The organism is Streptomyces sp. NPDC103540, from assembly GCF_055584445.1.
In genome coordinates this window covers 85,721-104,215 of record NZ_JBVJMA010000022.1, presented here as the reverse complement: position 1 = coordinate 104,215, position 18,495 = coordinate 85,721, and the positions used below count along the sequence as shown (strand labels likewise).

General features: G+C 69.3%; 19 protein-coding genes and 1 CRISPR repeat array. Of the genes, 8 read left to right on the top strand and 11 right to left on the bottom strand.

The genetic code is table 11. The features are described from left to right. The first annotated feature begins 199 nt into the window (after positions 1-199). Positions 200-406 carry a hypothetical protein gene (locus ACZ6ZI_RS36575; RefSeq protein WP_469528571.1) on the top strand — a complete coding sequence of 69 codons (207 nt, stop codon included), beginning with the start codon at positions 200-202 and terminating at the stop codon, positions 404-406. A 110-nt stretch (positions 407-516) separates the two neighbouring features. Further along, positions 517-3,204: an ATP/GTP-binding protein gene (locus tag ACZ6ZI_RS36570; RefSeq protein ID WP_469528568.1), complete on the top strand. Its 2,688-nt coding sequence runs from the start codon at positions 517-519 to the stop codon at positions 3,202-3,204. 60 nt (positions 3,205-3,264) lie between these two features. On the opposite strand, the gene ACZ6ZI_RS36565 is transcribed toward ACZ6ZI_RS36570, so the two are convergent. Continuing rightward, positions 3,265-3,534, bottom strand: coding sequence for a hypothetical protein (locus tag ACZ6ZI_RS36565; RefSeq protein WP_469528566.1), 270 nt, complete (start codon positions 3,532-3,534; stop codon positions 3,265-3,267). Between the two features lie 535 nt (positions 3,535-4,069). After that, positions 4,070-4,711: a CRISPR direct-repeat array (repeat unit 29 nt; unit sequence GGGACCATCCCTACGCGTGCGGGCAGCAC). Between the two features lie 252 nt (positions 4,712-4,963). Further along, entirely contained in the window at positions 4,964-6,370 is a 1,407-nt protein-coding gene (locus ACZ6ZI_RS36560) for an RNA-guided endonuclease InsQ/TnpB family protein (protein WP_469528565.1), read from the bottom strand. A 302-nt stretch (positions 6,371-6,672) separates the two neighbouring features. On the opposite strand from ACZ6ZI_RS36560, the gene ACZ6ZI_RS36555 reads away from it, so the two are divergent. After that, complete coding sequence (locus ACZ6ZI_RS36555; protein WP_469528562.1) at positions 6,673-7,200, top strand: hypothetical protein; 528 nt, start codon at positions 6,673-6,675, stop codon at positions 7,198-7,200. Positions 7,201-7,428: 228 nt separating this feature from the next. Here ACZ6ZI_RS36555 and ACZ6ZI_RS36550 read toward each other — a convergent pair whose 3' ends face one another. Together ACZ6ZI_RS36550 and ACZ6ZI_RS36545 are read right to left on the bottom strand one after the other, a co-directional pair. Beyond that, positions 7,429-7,797, bottom strand: a complete 369-nt coding sequence (locus tag ACZ6ZI_RS36550; protein ID WP_469528623.1) for a PIN domain-containing protein — start codon at positions 7,795-7,797, stop codon at positions 7,429-7,431. An 8-nt stretch (positions 7,798-7,805) separates the two neighbouring features. Continuing rightward, a complete protein-coding gene (locus ACZ6ZI_RS36545; protein ID WP_469528559.1) occupies positions 7,806-8,063 on the bottom strand; it encodes a hypothetical protein in 258 nt (85 codons plus the stop codon). 503 nt (positions 8,064-8,566) lie between these two features. On the opposite strand from ACZ6ZI_RS36545, the gene ACZ6ZI_RS36540 reads away from it, so the two are divergent. The 5 genes from ACZ6ZI_RS36540 to ACZ6ZI_RS36520 all read left to right on the top strand — a co-directional run bounded on the left by ACZ6ZI_RS36540 (position 8,567) and on the right by ACZ6ZI_RS36520 (position 13,971). Further along, a complete protein-coding gene (locus ACZ6ZI_RS36540; protein ID WP_469528558.1) occupies positions 8,567-9,208 on the top strand; it encodes an RNA polymerase sigma factor in 642 nt (213 codons plus the stop codon). A gap of 1 nt (position 9,209) precedes the next feature. Next, positions 9,210-10,952 carry an IclR family transcriptional regulator domain-containing protein gene (locus ACZ6ZI_RS36535; RefSeq protein WP_469528556.1) on the top strand — a complete coding sequence of 581 codons (1,743 nt, stop codon included), beginning with the start codon at positions 9,210-9,212 and terminating at the stop codon, positions 10,950-10,952. Between the two features lie 39 nt (positions 10,953-10,991). Beyond that, positions 10,992-11,183, top strand: a complete 192-nt coding sequence (locus ACZ6ZI_RS36530) for a hypothetical protein (RefSeq protein ID WP_469528555.1) — start codon at positions 10,992-10,994, stop codon at positions 11,181-11,183. A gap of 405 nt (positions 11,184-11,588) precedes the next feature. Then, positions 11,589-12,416 (top strand): neutral zinc metallopeptidase, encoded by an 828-nt coding sequence (locus ACZ6ZI_RS36525; protein ID WP_469528552.1) that lies wholly within the window; start codon positions 11,589-11,591, stop codon positions 12,414-12,416. Between the two features lie 364 nt (positions 12,417-12,780). Next, positions 12,781-13,971, top strand: a complete 1,191-nt coding sequence (locus ACZ6ZI_RS36520) for an IS110 family RNA-guided transposase (protein ID WP_469528549.1) — start codon at positions 12,781-12,783, stop codon at positions 13,969-13,971. Positions 13,972-13,979: 8 nt separating this feature from the next. Here ACZ6ZI_RS36520 and ACZ6ZI_RS36515 read toward each other — a convergent pair whose 3' ends face one another. The 7 genes from ACZ6ZI_RS36515 to ACZ6ZI_RS36485 form a co-directional block, all read right to left on the bottom strand. Further along, positions 13,980-14,330, bottom strand: coding sequence for a DUF6233 domain-containing protein (locus ACZ6ZI_RS36515; protein ID WP_469528546.1), 351 nt, complete (start codon positions 14,328-14,330; stop codon positions 13,980-13,982). Between the two features lie 5 nt (positions 14,331-14,335). Continuing rightward, a complete protein-coding gene (locus ACZ6ZI_RS36510) occupies positions 14,336-14,683 on the bottom strand; it encodes a hypothetical protein (RefSeq protein WP_469528543.1) in 348 nt (115 codons plus the stop codon). A 360-nt stretch (positions 14,684-15,043) separates the two neighbouring features. Further along, entirely contained in the window at positions 15,044-15,784 is a 741-nt protein-coding gene (locus ACZ6ZI_RS36505; RefSeq protein ID WP_469528540.1) for an anti-sigma factor antagonist, read from the bottom strand. 82 nt (positions 15,785-15,866) lie between these two features. After that, positions 15,867-16,220, bottom strand: coding sequence for an ArsR family transcriptional regulator (locus ACZ6ZI_RS36500; RefSeq protein ID WP_469528538.1), 354 nt, complete (start codon positions 16,218-16,220; stop codon positions 15,867-15,869). 176 nt (positions 16,221-16,396) lie between these two features. Continuing rightward, complete coding sequence (gene ku, locus ACZ6ZI_RS36495; protein ID WP_469528536.1) at positions 16,397-17,416, bottom strand: non-homologous end joining protein Ku; 1,020 nt, start codon at positions 17,414-17,416, stop codon at positions 16,397-16,399. A gap of 59 nt (positions 17,417-17,475) precedes the next feature. Beyond that, positions 17,476-18,162 carry a tyrosine-type recombinase/integrase gene (locus ACZ6ZI_RS36490; protein WP_469528533.1) on the bottom strand — a complete coding sequence of 229 codons (687 nt, stop codon included), beginning with the start codon at positions 18,160-18,162 and terminating at the stop codon, positions 17,476-17,478. Continuing rightward, positions 18,057-18,470, bottom strand: a complete 414-nt coding sequence (locus tag ACZ6ZI_RS36485) for a hypothetical protein (protein ID WP_469528531.1) — start codon at positions 18,468-18,470, stop codon at positions 18,057-18,059. The genes ACZ6ZI_RS36490 and ACZ6ZI_RS36485 overlap by 106 nt, the downstream gene beginning before the upstream one ends. Positions 18,471-18,495 lie beyond the last annotated feature (25 nt).

Sequence of the window (18,495 nt, the reverse complement as noted above, 5' to 3'; positions counted from 1 at the left end):
GCGGAAAGTCTCGGAGGGGGTGGTGTGTGTTGTTTTCCCTACTCCGTACGGAGTAGGGACAACAACACACACCACCCCCTCCGAGACTTTCCGCGAGGCCCGACCGGCCGTTTGCGATCTTGATTTCCCCGCCGTGATTCTGGAGCCGTGCCGAGGCGCCCGGCACACACCGAACTCACAACTCGCCAGGGGGAATCCCGTGCTCGACCTGATCAACCAGACCGTCCCGCTCGCGATGGGCACCATCTCCTTCGTCGCCCTCGCCTCCGACCCGCACGCCCCGTGCGGTCACGAGGCCAAGAAGGAGGCGGAGACCATCCGAGAGCACCTGCGCGCCGTGGCCAACCACGCCCGCGCCATCATGGTGCTGATCATCCGCAAGACCGGCGCGACCGGAACCAACTAGCGCCCCGCCTCCTTGGCGGCCAGGCGCCAGCCGCCAAGGGGGCCGTTTCGGCACCGACGCCGACACGCGGCATAGATTGGGCAGTTGAGACCATCACCTGTGGGGGGACCATGGCCGACCTGCGTGCGCTGTTCAGCTCCAACGACCCGTCGTCGTTCGACGTCGCGGAGGCGTTCACCGACCGCCACAACCAGTGGGTCATGGTGGCCACCGCGCTGGAGGAACACCTGCGCCGCACCGCCGGCCCCTCCTTCGACGTCGAGGACCTCGAAGCCCCCCGCAGCAACGTCCTCGTCTTCCACGGCGTGGGCGGAGTCGGCAAGTCGACCCTGCTCCGCAAGGTCGAGGCCGCGCTCACCGCCGCTGAGCACCGCCCCGAACAGTGGGGAGCCCCCACCTGGACTGACCGCGTGCTGCCCGTCCGGATCGACCTGTCCAGGGCCGCGTCGACCGGCTCGGACTTCGAGCGCGTCATCCTGACGACCCGCCTCGCCCTCGCCGGGGCCCTGGGCCGGCCGATGCCCTCCTTCGACGTGGCGCTGCGCAACTACTGGGAGCACGTCCACCCCGGCGAGCCGCTGGACGAGTACATCCGACGGTCCGGCCTGGCCGGGAAGTTCGCGGAACTGCTGCCCCAGCAACTACAGGCCGGCGCCGGCGAGGTCGCCGCCGCCCTTGCTTTGCCCGGCATGGTCGGCTCAGCCGCCGGACAGCTCACCTCGGCGCTGGTCAACGCGCTGCGCGAGCGCCACGAACGCGCCCAGGCCCTGGCCGGCGCCAGCCGGACGGCAGCCCTGCTGGAGGCCACCCCCGACCTGGAGGCACTGTCCTACTACCCGCACCTGCTCGCGTGGGACCTGAACCGGCTGCCCGCGAAGAAGCGCATTGTCCCGGTGATCCTGCTGGACACCTTCGAGGACACCGCAGACCGCCACCGGGACTTCGAGCGGCTGCTGCAGCGCCTGGTCTGGCTCATGCCGAACGCCTTCTTCGTCATCGGCGGCCGCAGCCGGCTGCCGTGGGCCGACCCCGCGCTCCACGGCCAGCTCGACTGGACCGGCCCCGCCGCCTGGCCCGGCCTCGCCACCTCCTCCGCCTCCACCTCCATGGCGGTTCCGCAGCCGCGGGCAGCCAGCTCTGGCGCCCGGCAATATCTGATCGGCGATCTCTCCCCCGAGGACTGCGAGACCCACCTCGCCCGCCGCCTGGTCCAAGACGGCCAACCCCTCATCGGCGCCGACATCCGGGCCGCAATCACCGCCCGCTCCCACGGCCTGCCCCTCCACCTCGACCTCGCCGTCTCCCGCTTCCTGGAAATCCGCCGCACCGGCCGCACCCCCACCCCGGCCGACTTCGACTGCACCTTCCCCGCCCTCCTCGCCCGCACCCTCTCCGACCTCACACCCGAAGAACGCCACCTCCTGCGTTCGGTCTCCCTGCTGGACGCCTTCGACCTCGACCTCGCCACCCGCACCGCCGGCCTCCCCCAGCAGGCTCCGGCCCGACGCCTGACCGAGCGGCCCCTGGTCACCGAGAACCCGTACGCGCTGTGGCCCTACCACCTGCACCGCGCCATCCGCAGCGCCGTCCGTGACGACGAGCACAGCGACGACCGCTGGACTCCGGCCGACTGGCACCTGGCCGCCACCCGCGCCCTGGCCGCCCTCGGCGAGCAGTGGACCACCGCCACCACGCTCGGCCCCAGCCGGCTGCTCCTCGTCGCGTGCCTGCGCCAGGGCCTGCGCCTGGCCCGCGACCACCGCCTCACCGACCTGGGCTGGCTCACCGCCGCCGCCCACGCCTACGTCGACGACTCCGTGTGGGAGCCCCTCGCTCTGCCCACGGACATCAGCACCGAACCGGCCCCCAACACCCCCGCCGACGCCTTGGCCGAGCTCCTCACCGCCATCGCCCGCCGCCAGCACGAGCACCGCCAACGGACCGCGGACCGCCTCACCACGGTCCTCGACAGCGGCCTGCTGCCCGCCGAACTCGCCGAAGTGGGCCTGTACTACCGGGCAAAGGCGTACAAGGACCTCAGCCAGAACCAGGCCGCCCGCGCGGGAATGCAGCAGGTCGCCGACTCCGGTGGCCGCTACGCGCCCCGGGCTCTGCGCGGTCTGGCCAACCTGGCCCGCCTCGCCGGAGACTTCCCCACCGCACTGGCCGCCGTTCCCACCCTGGGCTGGAAGGGACGCCACCACCGCGTCCTCGGCGACATCCGCTGGTCCCAGGCCGACACCGCGGCCGCCATCGCAGCCTTCGAAGCCGGCCGTGCGGAAGCCGAGCAGCACGGGGCCGCCGGCGAGCGGGCCATGATGCAGGTCCGCCTGGCCCTCGCCGTCTCCTTCGCCGACCCCGCCCGCGCCGACGATGAGCTCGCCCTTGCCCGCCAGCTTCTCGACGGCCTCGACCAGCGCTCGAACACCCTCCTTGCCCAAGTTGTCGCCCTGATCAAGGACGCCGGAACCAGCAGCGTCACCGGCCGCGCCCAAAGCCTGAACGCCGAGATCGAGGCCGCAGGGCTTCCCTTCCTCCACCGGTTCGTGGAGCTCGCCCTCGCCTTCCACCACGCGGTCTGCGGCGAAAACCAGGACTTGGCCGCCGCCATCGATCGGCTGCGCGCGCTGACCGCCACCGGCGACTTCGCCTACTTCACCGACATCGCACACTTCATGGCCGCCCTGCCCCTACCGGAGCCGTCGACCACCCGCTGGACCACGAGCGAAGACCACGTCCGCTCGTCGTGGCGCCGCCTGGTCCAGGCCCGGCAGGAACACCTGCGCGCCGGAAACTGACCCCGGACGCACGAACGGCCCCGACCATGTCCGGTCGAGGCCGTCTTCGTGGGCGACCGCTCAGCGAGCGGGCCCGTTCGTGCTACGCAGGAGAGCGAGGATCTCGGTGAGCATCTCGCCGTGCTGGGCCAGTACGGCCCCGTGCTCGTCCTGGGTCCGCGAGATCTTCTCCAGCAGCTGCGTACGCGACTGCTCGACCTGCTGACGCTGGCGCGCGGCCAGGGCCTCGGTGCGGTCCAGAATGTCCTGGGTCTCCGCGAGACGCTCCAGCGCCGCCACCCGGCGGGCCAGCTGGGTATCCGGGTCGTCGTAGATCGGCTCTTCGGACACCAGGGCTCCGTTCATCGGAAGGGCTCGTACGCCACACCGATTATCGCAGGGCCGGGCCCGGGAGCGGAAACGCATGCAGCCGGCGCCACGAAGCAGGCGAGAGCCCAGGCACGGCGTGCCGGATCCGCAAGGGTGAGCCAGGTGTCCCTTCGGCCCTGCGAAGCCGGAGATCACCGCTAAGGGAACCGGCGCCGGGTCTTTCCGGGGACTTGCTCGTTGATCGGCACGGACGGCCCTGTCCTGAACCGACGCCATGCGGGGGCCGACCGGCTTCCGGGCGGGCCGGGCCCCGCTTCCGTGGACCGCATCACCGTGACACGGACGACGTCACCCTGCCTCTCGGGTTCACAATGCCGTTCCGGTCCCGCATCCGGCTGAAGCATCAGAGCCCGCCGTGGCAGGGCCGGTGGGCTGGTCTGCGATGCGGGTCAAGGTGGGGAACACCTGATGATCTCCGGGTTGAGCTCGCCCGACCAGGGAATCCCTACGCGTGCGGGGAGCACCATCCGGTGGGACAGTTCGGTCACCAGGAGTTGGGACCATCCCTACGCGTGCGGGGAGCACGATGGGCATCTCCACCTGATGGCGGTGGGCGAGGGACCATCCCTACGCGTGCGGGGAGCACGAGGTGACGTACGCGGCCTTGAACCGCCTCGGGGGACCATCCCTACGCGTGCGGGGAGCACGGAGGTAGCTGCATGTGGGATTCCGTCCCTTGGGGACCATCCCTACGCGTGCGGGGAGCACCCCCCTACGGGGGCGGCGACCTCCACCCGCGCGGGACCATCCCTACGCGTGCGGGGAGCACTGATCAGCGCACCGGCCACCGGTTCACCTACACGGGACCATCCCTACGCGTGCGGGCAGCACAGATCCCCGCCCTGGTGCGGGAGGTGCGCGGCTCGGGACCATCCCTACGCGTGCGGGCAGCACGGTGGCGGTCAACTCCGCCTGAATCACGGTCTGGGACCATCCCTACGCGTGCGGGCAGCACTATCTCCCGTGCTGGGGGGAGCCGGACCTGTGGGGACCATCCCTACGCGTGCGGGCAGCACCCCCCTGCTTGCGTTCACCCGGTTGGGCGGAAGGGACCATCCCTACGCGTGCGGGCAGCACCCCCCTGCTTGCGTTCACCCGGTTGGGCGGAAGGGACCATCCCTACGCGTGCGGGCAGCACCCTTCGTGACCAGTGGTGTTTTGGGTGGTCGGTTGTCTGCTCGGCCACTTTCGCCGATTTGGACATTGTTCCCGTTTGCGCACGTTGTGGAGTTTTGGGATGACTGGGGCATTACTGTCCCAGGGTGGCCGACTGTTGGTGCGTCGGTCTTCCCGCTTCGTTCTGCCTGCCCGGGCGTCGCACTGGGCGGCGCCTGGGGCTTACGTGCAGTCCACGGGCGTTACAGCCCCTGTTCCAGGGGACTGGTCCGGTTCAGGGCCGGACGGGTGTTGCGTGGTTCTTGATGTTGTGGGCCGCGTTGGCGTCCCGGTCCAGGACCATACCGCACGACTGGCAGTTGAAGTCGCGGTCCTTCAAGGTTTGTGCTGTGTCGATCCAGCCGCACGCGGAGCAGGTTTTGGAGGAGCGAAAGAAGGTGGGGACGCGGGCGAGGGCGGCGCCGTGCCAGGCGGCCTTGTAGGTGATCTGGCGGTTGAGTTCGCCGAAGCCTGCGTCCAGGATCGCCCGGTTCAGGCCGGCTTTCTGGCGGACGTTGCGGCCGGGGCTGTTCAGGGTGCCCTTCGCGGAGGAGGTCATGCCCTTGGTGTTGAGGGACTCCAGCGCGATCTCGGCGTACTGCTGGACCAGCCGCTTGGATATCAGGTGCAGGGCGCTCGTGCGGCGCGCGGCCAGCTGGGCGTGGAGTTTGGCGACGCGGGCGCGCGCCTCCATGTAGCCCTTGGACTGCTGGGCGGCGCCGCGGACGTGGCGGCGGGCCATGACCCGCTGCGCGCGGGCGAGTTTGCGTTCGGTGGCGGCCAGATGGCGTGGGTTTTCGATCATGGTGGTGGGCCCAGTGGCCGGGGTGAGGGTGAGGGGGTCGGAGACCGCGGCGAGGACTTTCACACCGAGGTCGACTCCGATGCGGCCGGCGGCGGCCTGGCGGCGGGAGGGACCTTCGGGGATGTGTTGCCGGACGGAACACAGGACGGAGGCGTGCCAGCGGTGACCCTCGCGTGAGACGGTCACGGAGTTGACGACGGCCCGGCCGTCAGCGATCAGACGGAGCAGATCGCGGGCGTCCTGGTGGAGGCGGACGGTGAAGGCGGGCTGGCCGCCACCGCCAGGGATCCGCAGCCGCCGGGACGTCTCGAACCGGATCTCGGGCTTCTTGACGTTGTGGACGAGCCGGAACCGCTCCCGGGTACGCCCGCGCCGCTTGAAGTGGGGATAGCCGACACGCCCGCCCGCCCGGCGGCCGGCCGCGGAGTCCATCCAGTTCTTCCACGCCCTGGCCGCGTCCTCCATCGCCGTGTAATAGGCACGGTTGGAGACCCCCTCCCACCACGGATACGGCGCCGAGTGCTCCACGCCTTCGGGCAGGGGACCAACCAGCGGCCGGCCCTTGACCTCTCGGAAGAACGCCTGTGCCCGGAACGCGTTGGGGACCTTCACTTTCGGCGCTGCCTTGGTCGCCGCGGCCTTGTCCATGCCCTCTACTATCAGAGAGTCGCGGCCGCGCTCCCAGATCTTGTGCACGGCGACCATGTAGCCGAGGGCGAAGTTGAAACCGCAGCGGGCGGCGGTGGCGTACCGCTGGAGGATTTCGATCTGTCCGGGTGTGGGATCGAGCGCGAAGCGGTACGCGCGCAACGTCTCGGTCATGGGCGTCGTCGTCATTCCCGGATCGTCCCCCACCGGTCTGACAACCACATCCCTCCCCCTGCTGCACGGCGACCTGAGGTGGTACCGAGAGGTCCACACCGGAGCCCACGGGCAGCCCGGCGGCGGGGCTCGGTGCGGGCCCTCGATCGGGGCCGGCGCATGGTCCGAAACGTCGGGTTCCGGGAAGGCGCGACAGGTCAGTGTGCGTAGCGTGGCGGTCTGCCGCTCTACCTGAGCGGGTTGCCGGGTGACGGCGTTGCCGTAGCGGTCTTGCCGATTTCGGCCCGGCCGTGCGGCCCGGTGGGCAGGATGGCGTGATGAGCGAACTCACGCACGCGCCCGTCATGGAACTCCTTCGCGCCTCGCTCGATCCAGCGAGCCACCGCGAGGACGTCGTCTCGAAACTGGATCTCCCGACCGGGCGCCTGATCGCGGCTGCGGCCCACGCTGACGCCGACGACAACGGAGCCGACCGCCTGACCAACCTCGCCGCAGGTCTCGCCCTCGCAGCGCTCGGCCTCAGCGCGGAGGTCGCCTCGCGGGGAGAGAAGACACTTGAGGAGTTCCTCGGCGGCCTGGAGCGGGCCGGGGACGACGAGGTGCACAAGCTCATGGTCGCGACGATCCGGGGCCTGCTCCACGACCAGGGCGTGGAGGTGATGGGGCGCACCCTCGCGCAGGACCAGGCCCGCTTCCTCGACCTCCTGCTCGCCCTGACCTCCTACTGCGGAACCAGCATCCTTGCCCTGCAGGCCACCGGCACCCCCGCCGAAACCACCCTGGACGACCTGGAAGACGCCCTGCGGGACGCAGGCGACGAAGCGGAGCCCGCCGCCACGTCTTAACCGTCGACCTCGACGCGGGCCGACCCGGGCACGGGCACGACGGGTGACTTCGCGGATCGCGAGCGTGTCCTCCCCCTTGCCTGCCCTCTGCTCGGCAAGCAGGACGGCCGGGCGGATCGGATCACCGCGGGCGGCCTCTGCGCCATGCCCGGGTCGGGGCTTTCGAAGGCGGGTGAACTACGGTCGTCCCCCACGCGCCTGGGCTGCACGATTCGCGCCCGGGACCGTCTACGGGGTGAGGTCGAGGATCCGGACGGGCTGGCCTTCCCAGCGTTTCGGGTCGGTGGTGGCCACGACCGCACCATCGGGTCGGTCCGCGGTGGGTTGGGCGGCGTGCCGGCTGTGGGCGGCCGACCAGGTCTCCTCCTGGGCGACGGCGAGTGCGGCGGGCAGGTCGAGGTCGAGGACGGTGATGCCGGGCAGGGCCGCGAGGTGCTCGGCGGTGCCGGGGCGTGCCCGGTCGGCTTCGACGAGGGCGCAGGTGGGTGCGTAGAGGAACCAGCCCGGCTCGGCGTGGGCACGGTGGATCAGGCGGGAGGCCAGCACATTGCCCTGCCCGGCCGCCGCCATCGCCGTGTCGTCCAACACGATGTGCATCGCTTCGTTCACGGGCGCTGCACCTGGGCGAGTCGGCGGTCGAGCTCGTCGTCGAGGGCGTGCTGCTCGGCGGCGGTCGGGTCGTAGCCGTTCCACGCCCGCAGTGCCGCCGCTGCCTTCTCGGCGCGTTCGGCGCGTTCGGCAGGCGTCAGCATCGTCTCGGCGAGGCGGGCCAGGTAGGCCCGAAGGGACAGCCCCTCCGCAGCGGCGATCGCGGCGAGCCGGTCCTTGGCTTCCTCTGGAATTCTCACGTTGGCATCGGACATGGTCGTGCTCCTTCCCATACTCAAGGGTACGGGTACGTACCCGTACCCGTACCTGTCCTGGAGGGTTCAGTCATCCGCAGCGCTCCGCGCACCGGTCGGGAGCGGGCAGAGACCGACGCGGCAGAGCCGATTTCGATCAGTTTCGTTCGGGAGGAAAGTCGAGGCCCTCCTCGCCGTAAGAGAGACGTGACGCGGATGCGTTGCTCTCGGAGCGAACATGTGGAGCGTGAATTGACAGCCCTGGACGTGGCCGGGCTCATCTCGGCCGTGGCCGGCGTGACCCCCGCGGTTGTCGCCCTGTGCCAGGCCTGGGCGAGGACTCTACGCGGGCGAGTGGAACGCGAGGGATCCCTTCCCCAGGCCGAGCACGATCTGAAAAGGGCGTGCGACTGCCAGCGGTCCGTCACTGTGCGGTACGAGCCGCCGGACGGCGGCCGGATGACGATCTGGACGACACCGGTGACCATAGCCCCCCACGACGCCCGTGAACGGGGGCGCGGCCCGTGGTAGACAACCCGGACGACGAGGAACTGCCGTGGCAGGAAGCCGCGCGCACGCTCTTCGAAAGGCACGTCGCGGAGTGGACCCGCATCATCGCCGCGGGCCTGTGGAACCGGCACCCGATGCTGCGGTCACGGGTGAACGACATGGCGCACGAGGCCCTCGTGCGAACGTACGTCAGGTGGCAGAAGGACCCGGACAAGCAGTACCGCAACCCTCTGCCATACCTGCGTATGACCGCGAACAACATCGCGAACGACGCCTACGACGATCTGGCAGAGCCCCTCGACGACGCCGGACTCCAGGAATGCGAACGCACGATCGTCGCCCGACCGAGCCGAGCCTCCGACCTGCACGGCGACTACGCGGGCCTCGTACCGCACACCCCCCTGGACCCCCTTGAGGAACTGGTCATTCCGGCCATCAGGCGGATGAAGAGGACACAGCGCAGGGACGTCGCGGAGATGCGCAGCCAGGGTATGGAGGACCAGGTCATCGCGGACCGCATGGACCGGGAGCCCGCACGCATCCAGACCCTGATGACGAAGGCAGCAGCCGAGCTGAGGGAAGACGAGCAGGTCCAGCTCTACATCCGCGATCGGCACAGGAAGACCCGGCGCCGGGAAGAGGACTCAGGTGATTGATGTGAGCGTCAACGACAGCGAATGGGGCGACATCGGCGCGGAGCAGTCTTCCGCGTTCGCCGCCCTGCTGTCCGGTCTGAGGGGAGCCGACTTCTGGGACCGGCCCGAAGGCGACTGGGGCCCATCACGGACGTGGCGGGGCGAGGCACTGGAACGCCGCCTTCACGCGAACTCGTGCTACCGGCTCGGGACGAAAGCGCTGCGGGCCGGCGAACTGGCCCGAGCACGGAACTGGTTCAGGCGGGCCTGCGAGGACGGCCACCCCGGCGCCGCGTTCCGCCTGGCCGTGACCCTGTGGCGACAGTCGGGTCCGGACGCGGCCCCCCAGGCCTTCCCCCTCGTCGTGAACGCCGCGCGATGGGGACACGAAGACGCCCGCACCCTGCTGCGCCACGCCGGCTGGGATCTCGCCGACATCGGCCTCGCCAACCAGGAGAACACCACCTCGAAACAGGACGGCGAGTTCGCCGCCGACGTACGGACTCTTCTGGACACCTTCCGCAAACGCGGCAGGTTCACCAGCCGCATCCCCCAACCCCGACGCACACAGACCATCCCCGCCCCCCCGCCCACGACCATCGACCCGGCCGTGCCAGCCTCGCAATCGCGGGCGAGCACAACGGACCTGTCCGCCACGTGGTCGCCTGCCCCCCTACGCCACGCGTCGCTGACGCACCTTGCCCAGCAGGTTCCACCCGCCAGTCGGCCACTGCAACGCTGGCAGTCCGCGCAGCGGGTCCTCGAAGTGCTGCAGATCATCGCCGGGGCGGGGCGACCGGTCGGCGAACGGTACCTGGCGTGGGCCACCAGCCTCCCCCACCAGGTCATCCAACGCCTGCTGGTCTGGCTGTGCCAGCAACACCTGACCCTGCGCACACCCGACGGCGGATACCTGCCCGGGCCCGCGCTACGCCTGATCGCCCTGCCCGAGGCCGGCCAAGCCGGAACGGTCGTCGAGCAGGTCCTCGACGCACTGCGCGTTGCCGTGGGAGCGGCCGTCTACATCAGCACCTACAGCCAGGGCGAAGTCTCGATCGTCTCCTCGTCGGACGGACCGGACACCCCGGGCGTCGTCCAACGGGTGGCTTTCACCGAGGCCGCCCACGCCACCGCGGTCGGCAAGAGCCTCCTGTCCCAGCTCGACTTCGAGGGACGGATGGACCACCTCTCACGGCACCGCCCCATCCCCCTCACCCGCCGCACGATCACCGACGGCGCGGCCCTTTTCCACAACCTCGACCACCACGGCCCGCACGCCGCCCAGTTCGACATCCTCGAGTACTCCGACGCCGAGGTCTGCTTCGCCGTCCCCCTCGTCATCGACGGCGAGGTCGGCTGCGTGGCCCTTTCCCTACCCGTCGCGCAACGCCACCGCCTCATCCACGCGGCCAAGATCCTCTCCAGCCGATCCGCCGGACTTCTGCTGTCTCTGCTCTTGGCTGCCAGCCCACCGAGCCTGGAGGCCGGCCGGCAAGACGCGCCCACACCCCGTCAAGACGAGCTGCTCGCCGCCGACGGCATGCCGCTCACGACCTCGCCGGGTGCCCCACGGGGAGCCGAAACCCCCGGGCAAGACAATGCCACCACCGGAAGAGACGCGGCCGACGACACCGTGGAGGAAGAACACGAGGCACAGGTGATCCCCTTCCGCGCACGGACAGTAGAACCCCCACCGGTCGAATCCCCCGACGTCCTCTCCTCCACCAACCTCGACCTCGCCCTGGCCGGCGGCAACCGCCACTGAGCCTTCCTCAGCAGACCCCCACCCAAGGAGACGACCATCATGGACGCCGCCGAACGCCGAGCCTTACTCGGCGACGAATGCATCGCACACATCCACCGCCAGGTCGATGCAGCCCCGCCCATGCCACCCGAACTGATCGCCAAGCTGCGCCCGATCCTCAGCAACCCGGCCCTGCGTCGCCAGCGTGAAGACGTACCCGAGGAATTCGTCGGCGAGCCCGGCACGCAGTGACGGAGTCTGGGGCCGTGGCCGTGGCCGTGGCGAAAACCTCCGCTGCGACAACAACGGTTGCGGCCCCGATGTCCGAATCGGCCCGATGCTGAGGTTCAGGATCATCCTCAACCATGCTGATAGCGGAGGTTTTCTATACGGCCGAGCAGGTTCCGGATCAACTCGCCACGGATGCGCTGCGCCTCTTGGACTCGTGACCGCAGTTCTCTCACGAGCTCCGGGACATCGGTCTGTCGCGTGGGCCGCACCATGAGGTACGGGTTCCGAGGCAGCGATGCTCCTCCAGCTCTTGCAGTGCGGTGGTCGACCGTCTCTTTCTGCTCCTCGGCAGTGTGAGCAGGAGTTGCTGGGGAAATCCGGCGGGCGCACGGTGGAAGAGGGGGAGGTCCTGAAAGGTAGTGCGCCATGCGACGACGCAAGGTTGCAACCTCGTGTACCACCCTGGCGGCCGCGCTGATCTTCGTTGCGGTCAGTCCCGCGACGGGGGAACCGCAGCCGCCCCCACCCCCCAGCGCTCCGGCGCCTTACGCGCAGGAGATTCCCACCGACACTCCTGAGGGCCTTGCCAAGTATCTGACGTTCACCTTCGGCAAGATCGATGAGTACTGGAAGAACTTCTTCAGGCAGGCAAAGCTGACGGGGCCGTCCGTGTACTCCGTGTTCATAGGTTCCGGGCACCATTCCGTGAGCCGGTGTCTGCCTGAACCGATCCAGACCGACACGCGGAACTTCTTCTACTGCTCGGCCGACACATGGACCGATCCGGCGGGAACGACCTTCACGGGTGCGATCCACATGCCCATGGGCAACGCGATGAGTCTGCAGGCCAACACCAGCGCATTCGCGGTCGCCACGGTGCTGGCGCACGAGTACGGCCACGAGGTCGTCCAGGAGTTCATGACACAGCTGAAGCTGCCCCCCATCGTGGAGATGAAGGACGGGGCCCCCGTTTTGGACGAGAATGGCAACACCATCCCGGTGAAGGAGGCGGAGCTCATCGCGGACTGCTTCAGCGGTACCTGGACCAAGCGCGCCGCCCAGCAGAAGCTGGTCGGCCACGCCGACCTGGGGCAGGCAGTGCGGGCACTCGTCTCCGCGGGCGACACCACCATCGGCGCAGACCAACCGCACGGCAACAAGTCCGAACGCACCACGGCCTTCACCCTGGGCTACAGCACGGGCTCACCGCTCAAGTGCGCGCAGCAGTACTGGGTCACACACGTCTGGTCCTGATGCAGCTGCCGACCCGCTCGATGGGATGGCTACGGCCTGCAGCCGAGTGACGACAGGCCGGTGCGGCCGGAACGCCTGCCGACCAGCAAGGGAAACGAGTGGCAACCCACTCACCCCGTACGGCACCCGTCAGCCGTCCCTACCTTGTTGACCGGGATGAGCGAGCCATTCGTAGGGTTGGCTCACCCAGGGGTGTCGGGTGTGGCTTTCAGCTGTCTGCCGTCCGTGGCTTTCTTCGATTCGCCGCCCGACACCCCACGACGACTCGGCTGCTCATTAGGAATTGCGGCACTGATCGCTCAGTAGGGACTCGACAGCGAGGTCGTCCGTGGTACCTGCCCGAGAACGACCTGCGGAGAAGCGCGTGACAGCGATCTGGGCCGGCATCGACGCCGGGAAGACCCATCACCACTGCGTGGTGATCGACGAGACCGGCAAGCGGCTGCTGTCCCGGCGCCTTGCCAACAACGAAAGCGAACTGCTTCAGCTCCTCGGAGACGTTCTCGCCCTGGGCAACCACGCGATCTGGGGCATCGACCTGGCAGACGGCGGAGCTGCCCTGGTCATCGCGATCCTGCTCAACCACAGCCAGCAGCTCCTCTACATCCCCGGGAGGGTGGTCAACCGGGCCTCCGAGGGATACCGGGGTGACGGCAAGACCGACGCCAAAGACGCGGCGGTCATCGCCGACCAGGCCCGCGTCCGGCGTGACCTCACGCCCCTGCGGCCCGGTGACGAACTGGTGTCCGAGCTGCAGGTGCTCACCCGGCACCGCCGTGACCTCAGCGACGACCGCACCAGGACCATCAACCGGCTCCGCGGCCACCTCACCGAGATCTTCCCCAGCCTGGAGCGTGAACTCGACCTGGGCAACCTTGGCCCCCTGGTACTCCTGACCGGCTACCAGACCCCGGCAGCCATCCGCCGCACCGGCCAGCGTCGTCTGGCCACGTGGCTGCACAACCGCAAGGTCCGCGGCTCCGACGAACTCGCCGCCAAAGCCGTCCGGGCCGCCGAAGGACAGCACACCACCGTCCCCGGCGAGGACATGACCGCCCACGTGGTGCACTCCCTGACCAGGGAGGTCATGACCCTCAACGAGAGGATCGCGGAGACCGACAAGCTCATAGAGGGCCGGTTTCGCCGGCACCGCAAAGCCGAGGTGATCGCAAGCATGCCCGGCATCGGTGTCCTGCTGGGCGCCGAGTTCCTGGCCGCCACCGGCGGCGACATGGACGCCTTCGCCAGCGCCGACCGGCTGGCAGCCTTCGCGGGTGTCTCTCCGGTGCCCCGTGATTCCGGGAAGGTGAGCGGCAACCTGCACCGCCCCACCCGCTACAGCCGACGCCTCCAACGCGTCTTCTACACCTCCGCGTTGATCAGCATCCGCTGCTGCGAGGAATCCCGCCGCTTCTACGACCGCAAGCGCGCTCAGGGCAAACGGCACAGCCAGGCTGTCATGGCACTTGCCAGACGCCGGGTCAACGTCTTGTGGGCCCTCCTGCGTGACGGACGGTGCTACAACCCCACACCGCCCGTCACCCAGCTCGCTTGACAACCTGATTAGGAATCGAGGAGGCCGAGCTCGCTGTCGGGCCTGCACAGCGGGCACGCGATGACCGACGGCACGGTCCGCAGGACTTCGAGGATCGACTCTCGGGTGGCCGGCTTGCCTCGGCTGGTGATCCCGCAGGCGCCGGTGTGCACGCGGTCGGGGCGGCGGGTGGCGCCGATGCCGTACTCGATCCACCAGCGCGGCGGCTTCGGGAGCGGTCGGCGGCGGGCCTGTTCTTCCTCGGCTGCCCGGACGACGCTGATCTTCTCGTCGACGCGGGTGAGGGTGAGCTCCAGCCAGCGGCGTATGACCAGGAGCTGATCCAGGTTCGGAGGCAGGGGCAGAAGTGGGTCCCGCACGGTGGTCAGACCGCCTCGGTGGCTTCGGTGGGACGGGCTTCCCGCTTCAGGCGCATACGGCTCGCCACCATGATCTCGGTGGGGATGCGCTTCCAGTGGGGGTGGTCGACGACGTCGATCGACAGCCGGCGGATCTCGGCCCACATCCGGCCGACGGTCTCCTTCTGCTCCGCTGTCCAGCCGGGGCTGTCGGGCACGTCCCCGCGGTGGGAGTACCGCTCCCCTCGTTCCCAGCCCTTCATCGGTTCCACGCTCCAGGGCAGGGCGGCCAGGTAGGCGCGGTGCTCGGCGTGGGCGCGGTGGAGGCGTTCCTGCAGCTGGAGGAGGTCGTGGGGCAAGGTCTCGTCGTTCACCCTTGAATCGTAATTCTGTTCGATTCTCGATGGGAAGTCGACATTCCGCTTTCTGTCCCGTTCGGCAGATCGTCCCTCCGCACCGCCGACAGGTCGGGTGCCCGAGAACGGGTAGGGGCCGTGCACAGGCGAGGGGGTCGAACGCGAGGAGGTGGCGGCCGTGGCGCGTCCCGTCTGGGCCGGGAATCTGAGCTTTGGGCTGGTCAGTTCTCTGAACTACGCGAGGTACCGCGTTCTCGGCAGCCAGCTGTCCTGGCCGCTGCGCGACGCGTGCCTGCGAATGAGGAGGACGGCGGCCCGCCGGAGAGGCCGCCGACAGTCGGCAGACCACCGTGTCCGGCAGGGCGTGCACGCAGGTACCTAGCGAGGTGTGATCGTGGTCCGGCCGGGCACGTCCGCATGGGCCCTTGCGGCTCCGGCGGCGCGGGCGGCTGCGGCGAAGTCCTGCAGGCGGCGCAGGAGCCGGGTGGGCCTGTCGGCGGCGGGGTAGGGCTCGTCCATGAGGTCCATGAGCTGGTGTGGCTGGGGCTGCCAGTTGTAGGCGAAGCATGCGATGCCCCGTGCGTCCAGGCGCCGTACCCAGGCCAGCAGGGCGTAGAGGCCGCGCACGTCGAGGAGGTCCAGGTCCCGCATGTCGCAGGCCGCCACATCCACACCATGAACAGGCACCGTGGCCTGTGCTTCCTCCAGAGCGGACCGGGTGTTCTCCGTCAGCTGGCCGGTGAAGGTGAGGTGGACGGTCGGACCGTATTGCCGTGTCTTGACCTGGAGATCCTCGGCGTGGACGGTGAGGACGTGCCGGGTTCCGGTTAGGTCCAGCAGGCGGGTGACGCAGCGGCTGAGGGCGGTGAGCACGACGGTCTTCCCTGCTTCCTGCGCATCCCTGGTCAGGTCCAGCAGGATGTGCAGGCCCGAGCTGTCGCAGAAGGTGACCGCGGCGAGGTCGATGTCGAGGCCGCTGGCGCTGGAGGCCAGAGCGGCGGTGAGGTCCTCACGCACCTGGGCGGCGTCGTCCATGTCGATCTCGCCGCTTACTCGGGCCAGGGTCCGCTCGGGGCCGTGTTCGCAGACCACGGCGACGTGGTCGGGACGAGAGGTCATGGCCTTGCTCCCTTCACGCCCCCAGTGCGGGGGGGAACGGCCCGGGCCGGGCAGGCGGTGGCGGCGAGGTGCGGTTCGCGGATCAGCCGCGTGCTTCGCGCTCACCATGGTCCCCGTCCCTGGCAGGGTTCCTGGAGACCGAGCCTTGCCCGGTCAGCAGCAGCAGGAGGTCAGCGATCTCAAGGCGCTCTTCCGCCGGGTGGCGGAAGAGGGTTCCTGGCGTGACCTCGTAGTAGTTGCGGCGGCCGTTGCGGCCCCGGGTGAGATAGCCGGCGCTCTCCAGGTCGCTGACGATCGCGCCGGCCGCGCGTTCGGTGATCCGGCAGGCCTCGGCCATGTCACGCAGCCGCGTGTCCGGATCGCTGAAGATCATGGCGAGGATCCGGGCGTGGTGGGTGACGAACGTCCAGCTGGTCCGAGGCTCAACCGGCTTCATGCCCAAAATTATACGATTTGCGAATCCGGTTTCGCCAGACCGGAACCCGGACCGCCCCATGCGAAGCCCACAGTGACCTGCAGCCATGCTCGCAAACGGTTCCTGCTGGGAGCAGGTATTTGCGCTGGTCTGTGGCAGGGCTCCCCTGGCTGCTGACTACAGCTGCGGAAGCCGCCCTACGCCTTCCGTCGGCGGCCTCCGGAGTGTGCCAAAGCATCAGCGAGCTGGTCGTGGGTCATGGAGGAGCGGCCCTCGATCCCGGCGGCCGTGGCCTTCTTGTACAGCTCGGTCTTGGTGAGTTCCCTCAGCGGCTGGCTGCCGGTGCTGCTGGTGACCCGTTTCTTGGCCCCGGTCTTCTTCTCGCTGCGGGCAGCCCGGGCGCCGCCGGTGGCGGCCTTCTGGCCGGTGTCTTTGGGACTGCGGGCCCGCTCGACGCTGGCTCGGAGGGCCTCCATGAGGTCCACGGCGCCGGTAGGGGTGGCCGCGGGTTCGGCCTTCTCGACGGTCTCCCCGGCGGCCTTGGCCTTGATCAGCGCCTTGACCTTCTCCTGGAATGTGTCGTGGAAGGCCTCGGGGTCCCAGTCGGTGGAGAGGGCGTCAATGAGCTGGGTGGCCATCTTCACCTCGGCGGCCGTGGCCTCCGTCTTGCCCGGAAGGTCGGGGACCTCCTTGTGGGGGTCGCGGATCTCGTCGGCCCAGTGCAGGGTATGCAGGGTCAGCAGGTCGTCCTCGGCCTTCAGCGCGACGAGGTACTCGCGGCCGCGCATCACGAACGTCGCGATCCCGGCCTTGTTCGACTCGGTGAGCGCGCGCTCCAGAAGCCCGTAGATCTTGCCGTACTGCTCACCGCGGGGGCCGAGGTAGTACGTCTTGTCGAAGAAGATCGGCTCGACCGCGTCGAGGTCGACGAAGCCGGCGACCTCGATGGCCTTGGAGCGGCCGGGCGCGATGTCGTCGAGCTCGGCCGGCTCGACGATCACGTACTCCTCCCCGGTGTCGTAGCCCTTGACGATCTCCCCGAGATCGACCTCGTCGCCGGTGCGCTCGTTGACACGCCGGTTGCGGATCCGGTCGGCGGTGCCCCGCTGGAGCTGGTGGAAGCGGATCGTGTGGCTGTCGGTTGCGGTGTAGAGCGCGATCGGTAGCGAGACGAGTCCGAAGCTGACGACCCCGGTCCATACGGGTCTGGCCATCATGGATCACCACCTTGACCTGCTGTGTCGTGCCTTCTGCTCCTTCCCTGCCTGCGGACTGATCACCCGTGCCGGTCCGCTCTCGGCGTGGGCAGGCCGAGCAGCACGGTCCCCACGGGTGCCGCCGAGTCGATCTGGCCGATCTTGGATTCGGCGCCCGCCAGGCTGACGCGCAGGCCCTCGATCTCGCCGAGCCAGCCTTCGCGCTCAGCTTCGGCGATCCGGTCGAGGAGGTTGTCGCGGATCTCCACGAGCCGACCACGCTGGGCGGGGTCGGGCCGCAGGAGGGAGCAGCGGACGCAGGCGTGCTCGTGGATGCAGGCTGTGCCGTAGGCGCGGGCGCAGGTGCCGACGGAGAGTTTGCGGCGTTCGAAGTGGCCGAGGAAGTCCTCCCACTCGGCGTCGGTGGGGGTGCGGTACTCCTCGGCGGGGCGCAGGGTGTGGCGGCGGGTGATGAAGGCGCGGTGGGCTTCGATGGTTTCGGTGGGGTAGACAGCGTTATAACCCATGGTGGTGTTGATGTTGGCGTGGCCGGCGATGACCTGGGCGATGTGTGGTGGCAGGCCGGTGCGGATGGCGTCGGTGATGAACATCCGGCGGAAGTCCTGCGGGGTGAAGACCAAAGGGCGGCCGGTGGCGTCGGTTAGCCGCATGAAGGCGACGGTCTCCTTGAGGATCTCCCGGATGGTCTGGGAGTGGATGACGGAGGGCTCGCCGCCGCGGTTGTACTGGAAGCGGGCGGGTCCCACTGGCGTTCTTCGCTGTCGTAGCGGGTGACCAGGGGGATGAGGCCGGTTTTGGGGTCGCGTGTGCGGCGGATGATCGTGGCCAGCACGTCGGCGAGCTCGGGGCTCACGAGCAGGACGCGCTCGGAGTCGTTCTTGGAGGGGGCGATCTGCAGGAGGGGAACGATCTCGCCTGTGGTGGGCAGCCGGTACTGGATCATCGCGTGGTGGGTGGTCTCCAGCATCTCTTCCACGCGTGCGCCGGTGTGGCGCAGGAATTCCACCGTCGCCCAGGCCCAGAACGCGCGGTGCTCGGCGCGGTCCAGGTGCACGATGCGGCCTTGCGCGTCGCGGGCT

Excerpts from the sequence above, each read along its gene's own strand:
- ACZ6ZI_RS36550 (WP_469528623.1), bottom strand. The coding sequence starts at position 7,797 with ATGCACATCGTGTTGGACGACACGGCGATGGCGGCGGCCGGGCAGGGC.
- ACZ6ZI_RS36570 (WP_469528568.1), top strand. The coding sequence starts at position 517 with ATGGCCGACCTGCGTGCGCTGTTCAGCTCCAACGACCCGTCGTCGTTC.
- ACZ6ZI_RS36500 (WP_469528538.1), bottom strand. The coding sequence starts at position 16,220 with ATGAAGCCGGTTGAGCCTCGGACCAGCTGGACGTTCGTCACCCACCAC.
- ACZ6ZI_RS36505 (WP_469528540.1), bottom strand. The coding sequence starts at position 15,784 with ATGACCTCTCGTCCCGACCACGTCGCCGTGGTCTGCGAACACGGCCCC.
- ACZ6ZI_RS36555 (WP_469528562.1), top strand. The coding sequence starts at position 6,673 with ATGAGCGAACTCACGCACGCGCCCGTCATGGAACTCCTTCGCGCCTCG.
- ACZ6ZI_RS36560 (WP_469528565.1), bottom strand. The coding sequence starts at position 6,370 with ATGACGACGACGCCCATGACCGAGACGTTGCGCGCGTACCGCTTCGCG.
- ACZ6ZI_RS36530 (WP_469528555.1), top strand. The coding sequence starts at position 10,992 with ATGGACGCCGCCGAACGCCGAGCCTTACTCGGCGACGAATGCATCGCA.
- ku (WP_469528536.1), bottom strand. The coding sequence starts at position 17,416 with ATGATGGCCAGACCCGTATGGACCGGGGTCGTCAGCTTCGGACTCGTC.
- ACZ6ZI_RS36525 (WP_469528552.1), top strand. The coding sequence starts at position 11,589 with ATGCGACGACGCAAGGTTGCAACCTCGTGTACCACCCTGGCGGCCGCG.
- ACZ6ZI_RS36545 (WP_469528559.1), bottom strand. The coding sequence starts at position 8,063 with ATGTCCGATGCCAACGTGAGAATTCCAGAGGAAGCCAAGGACCGGCTC.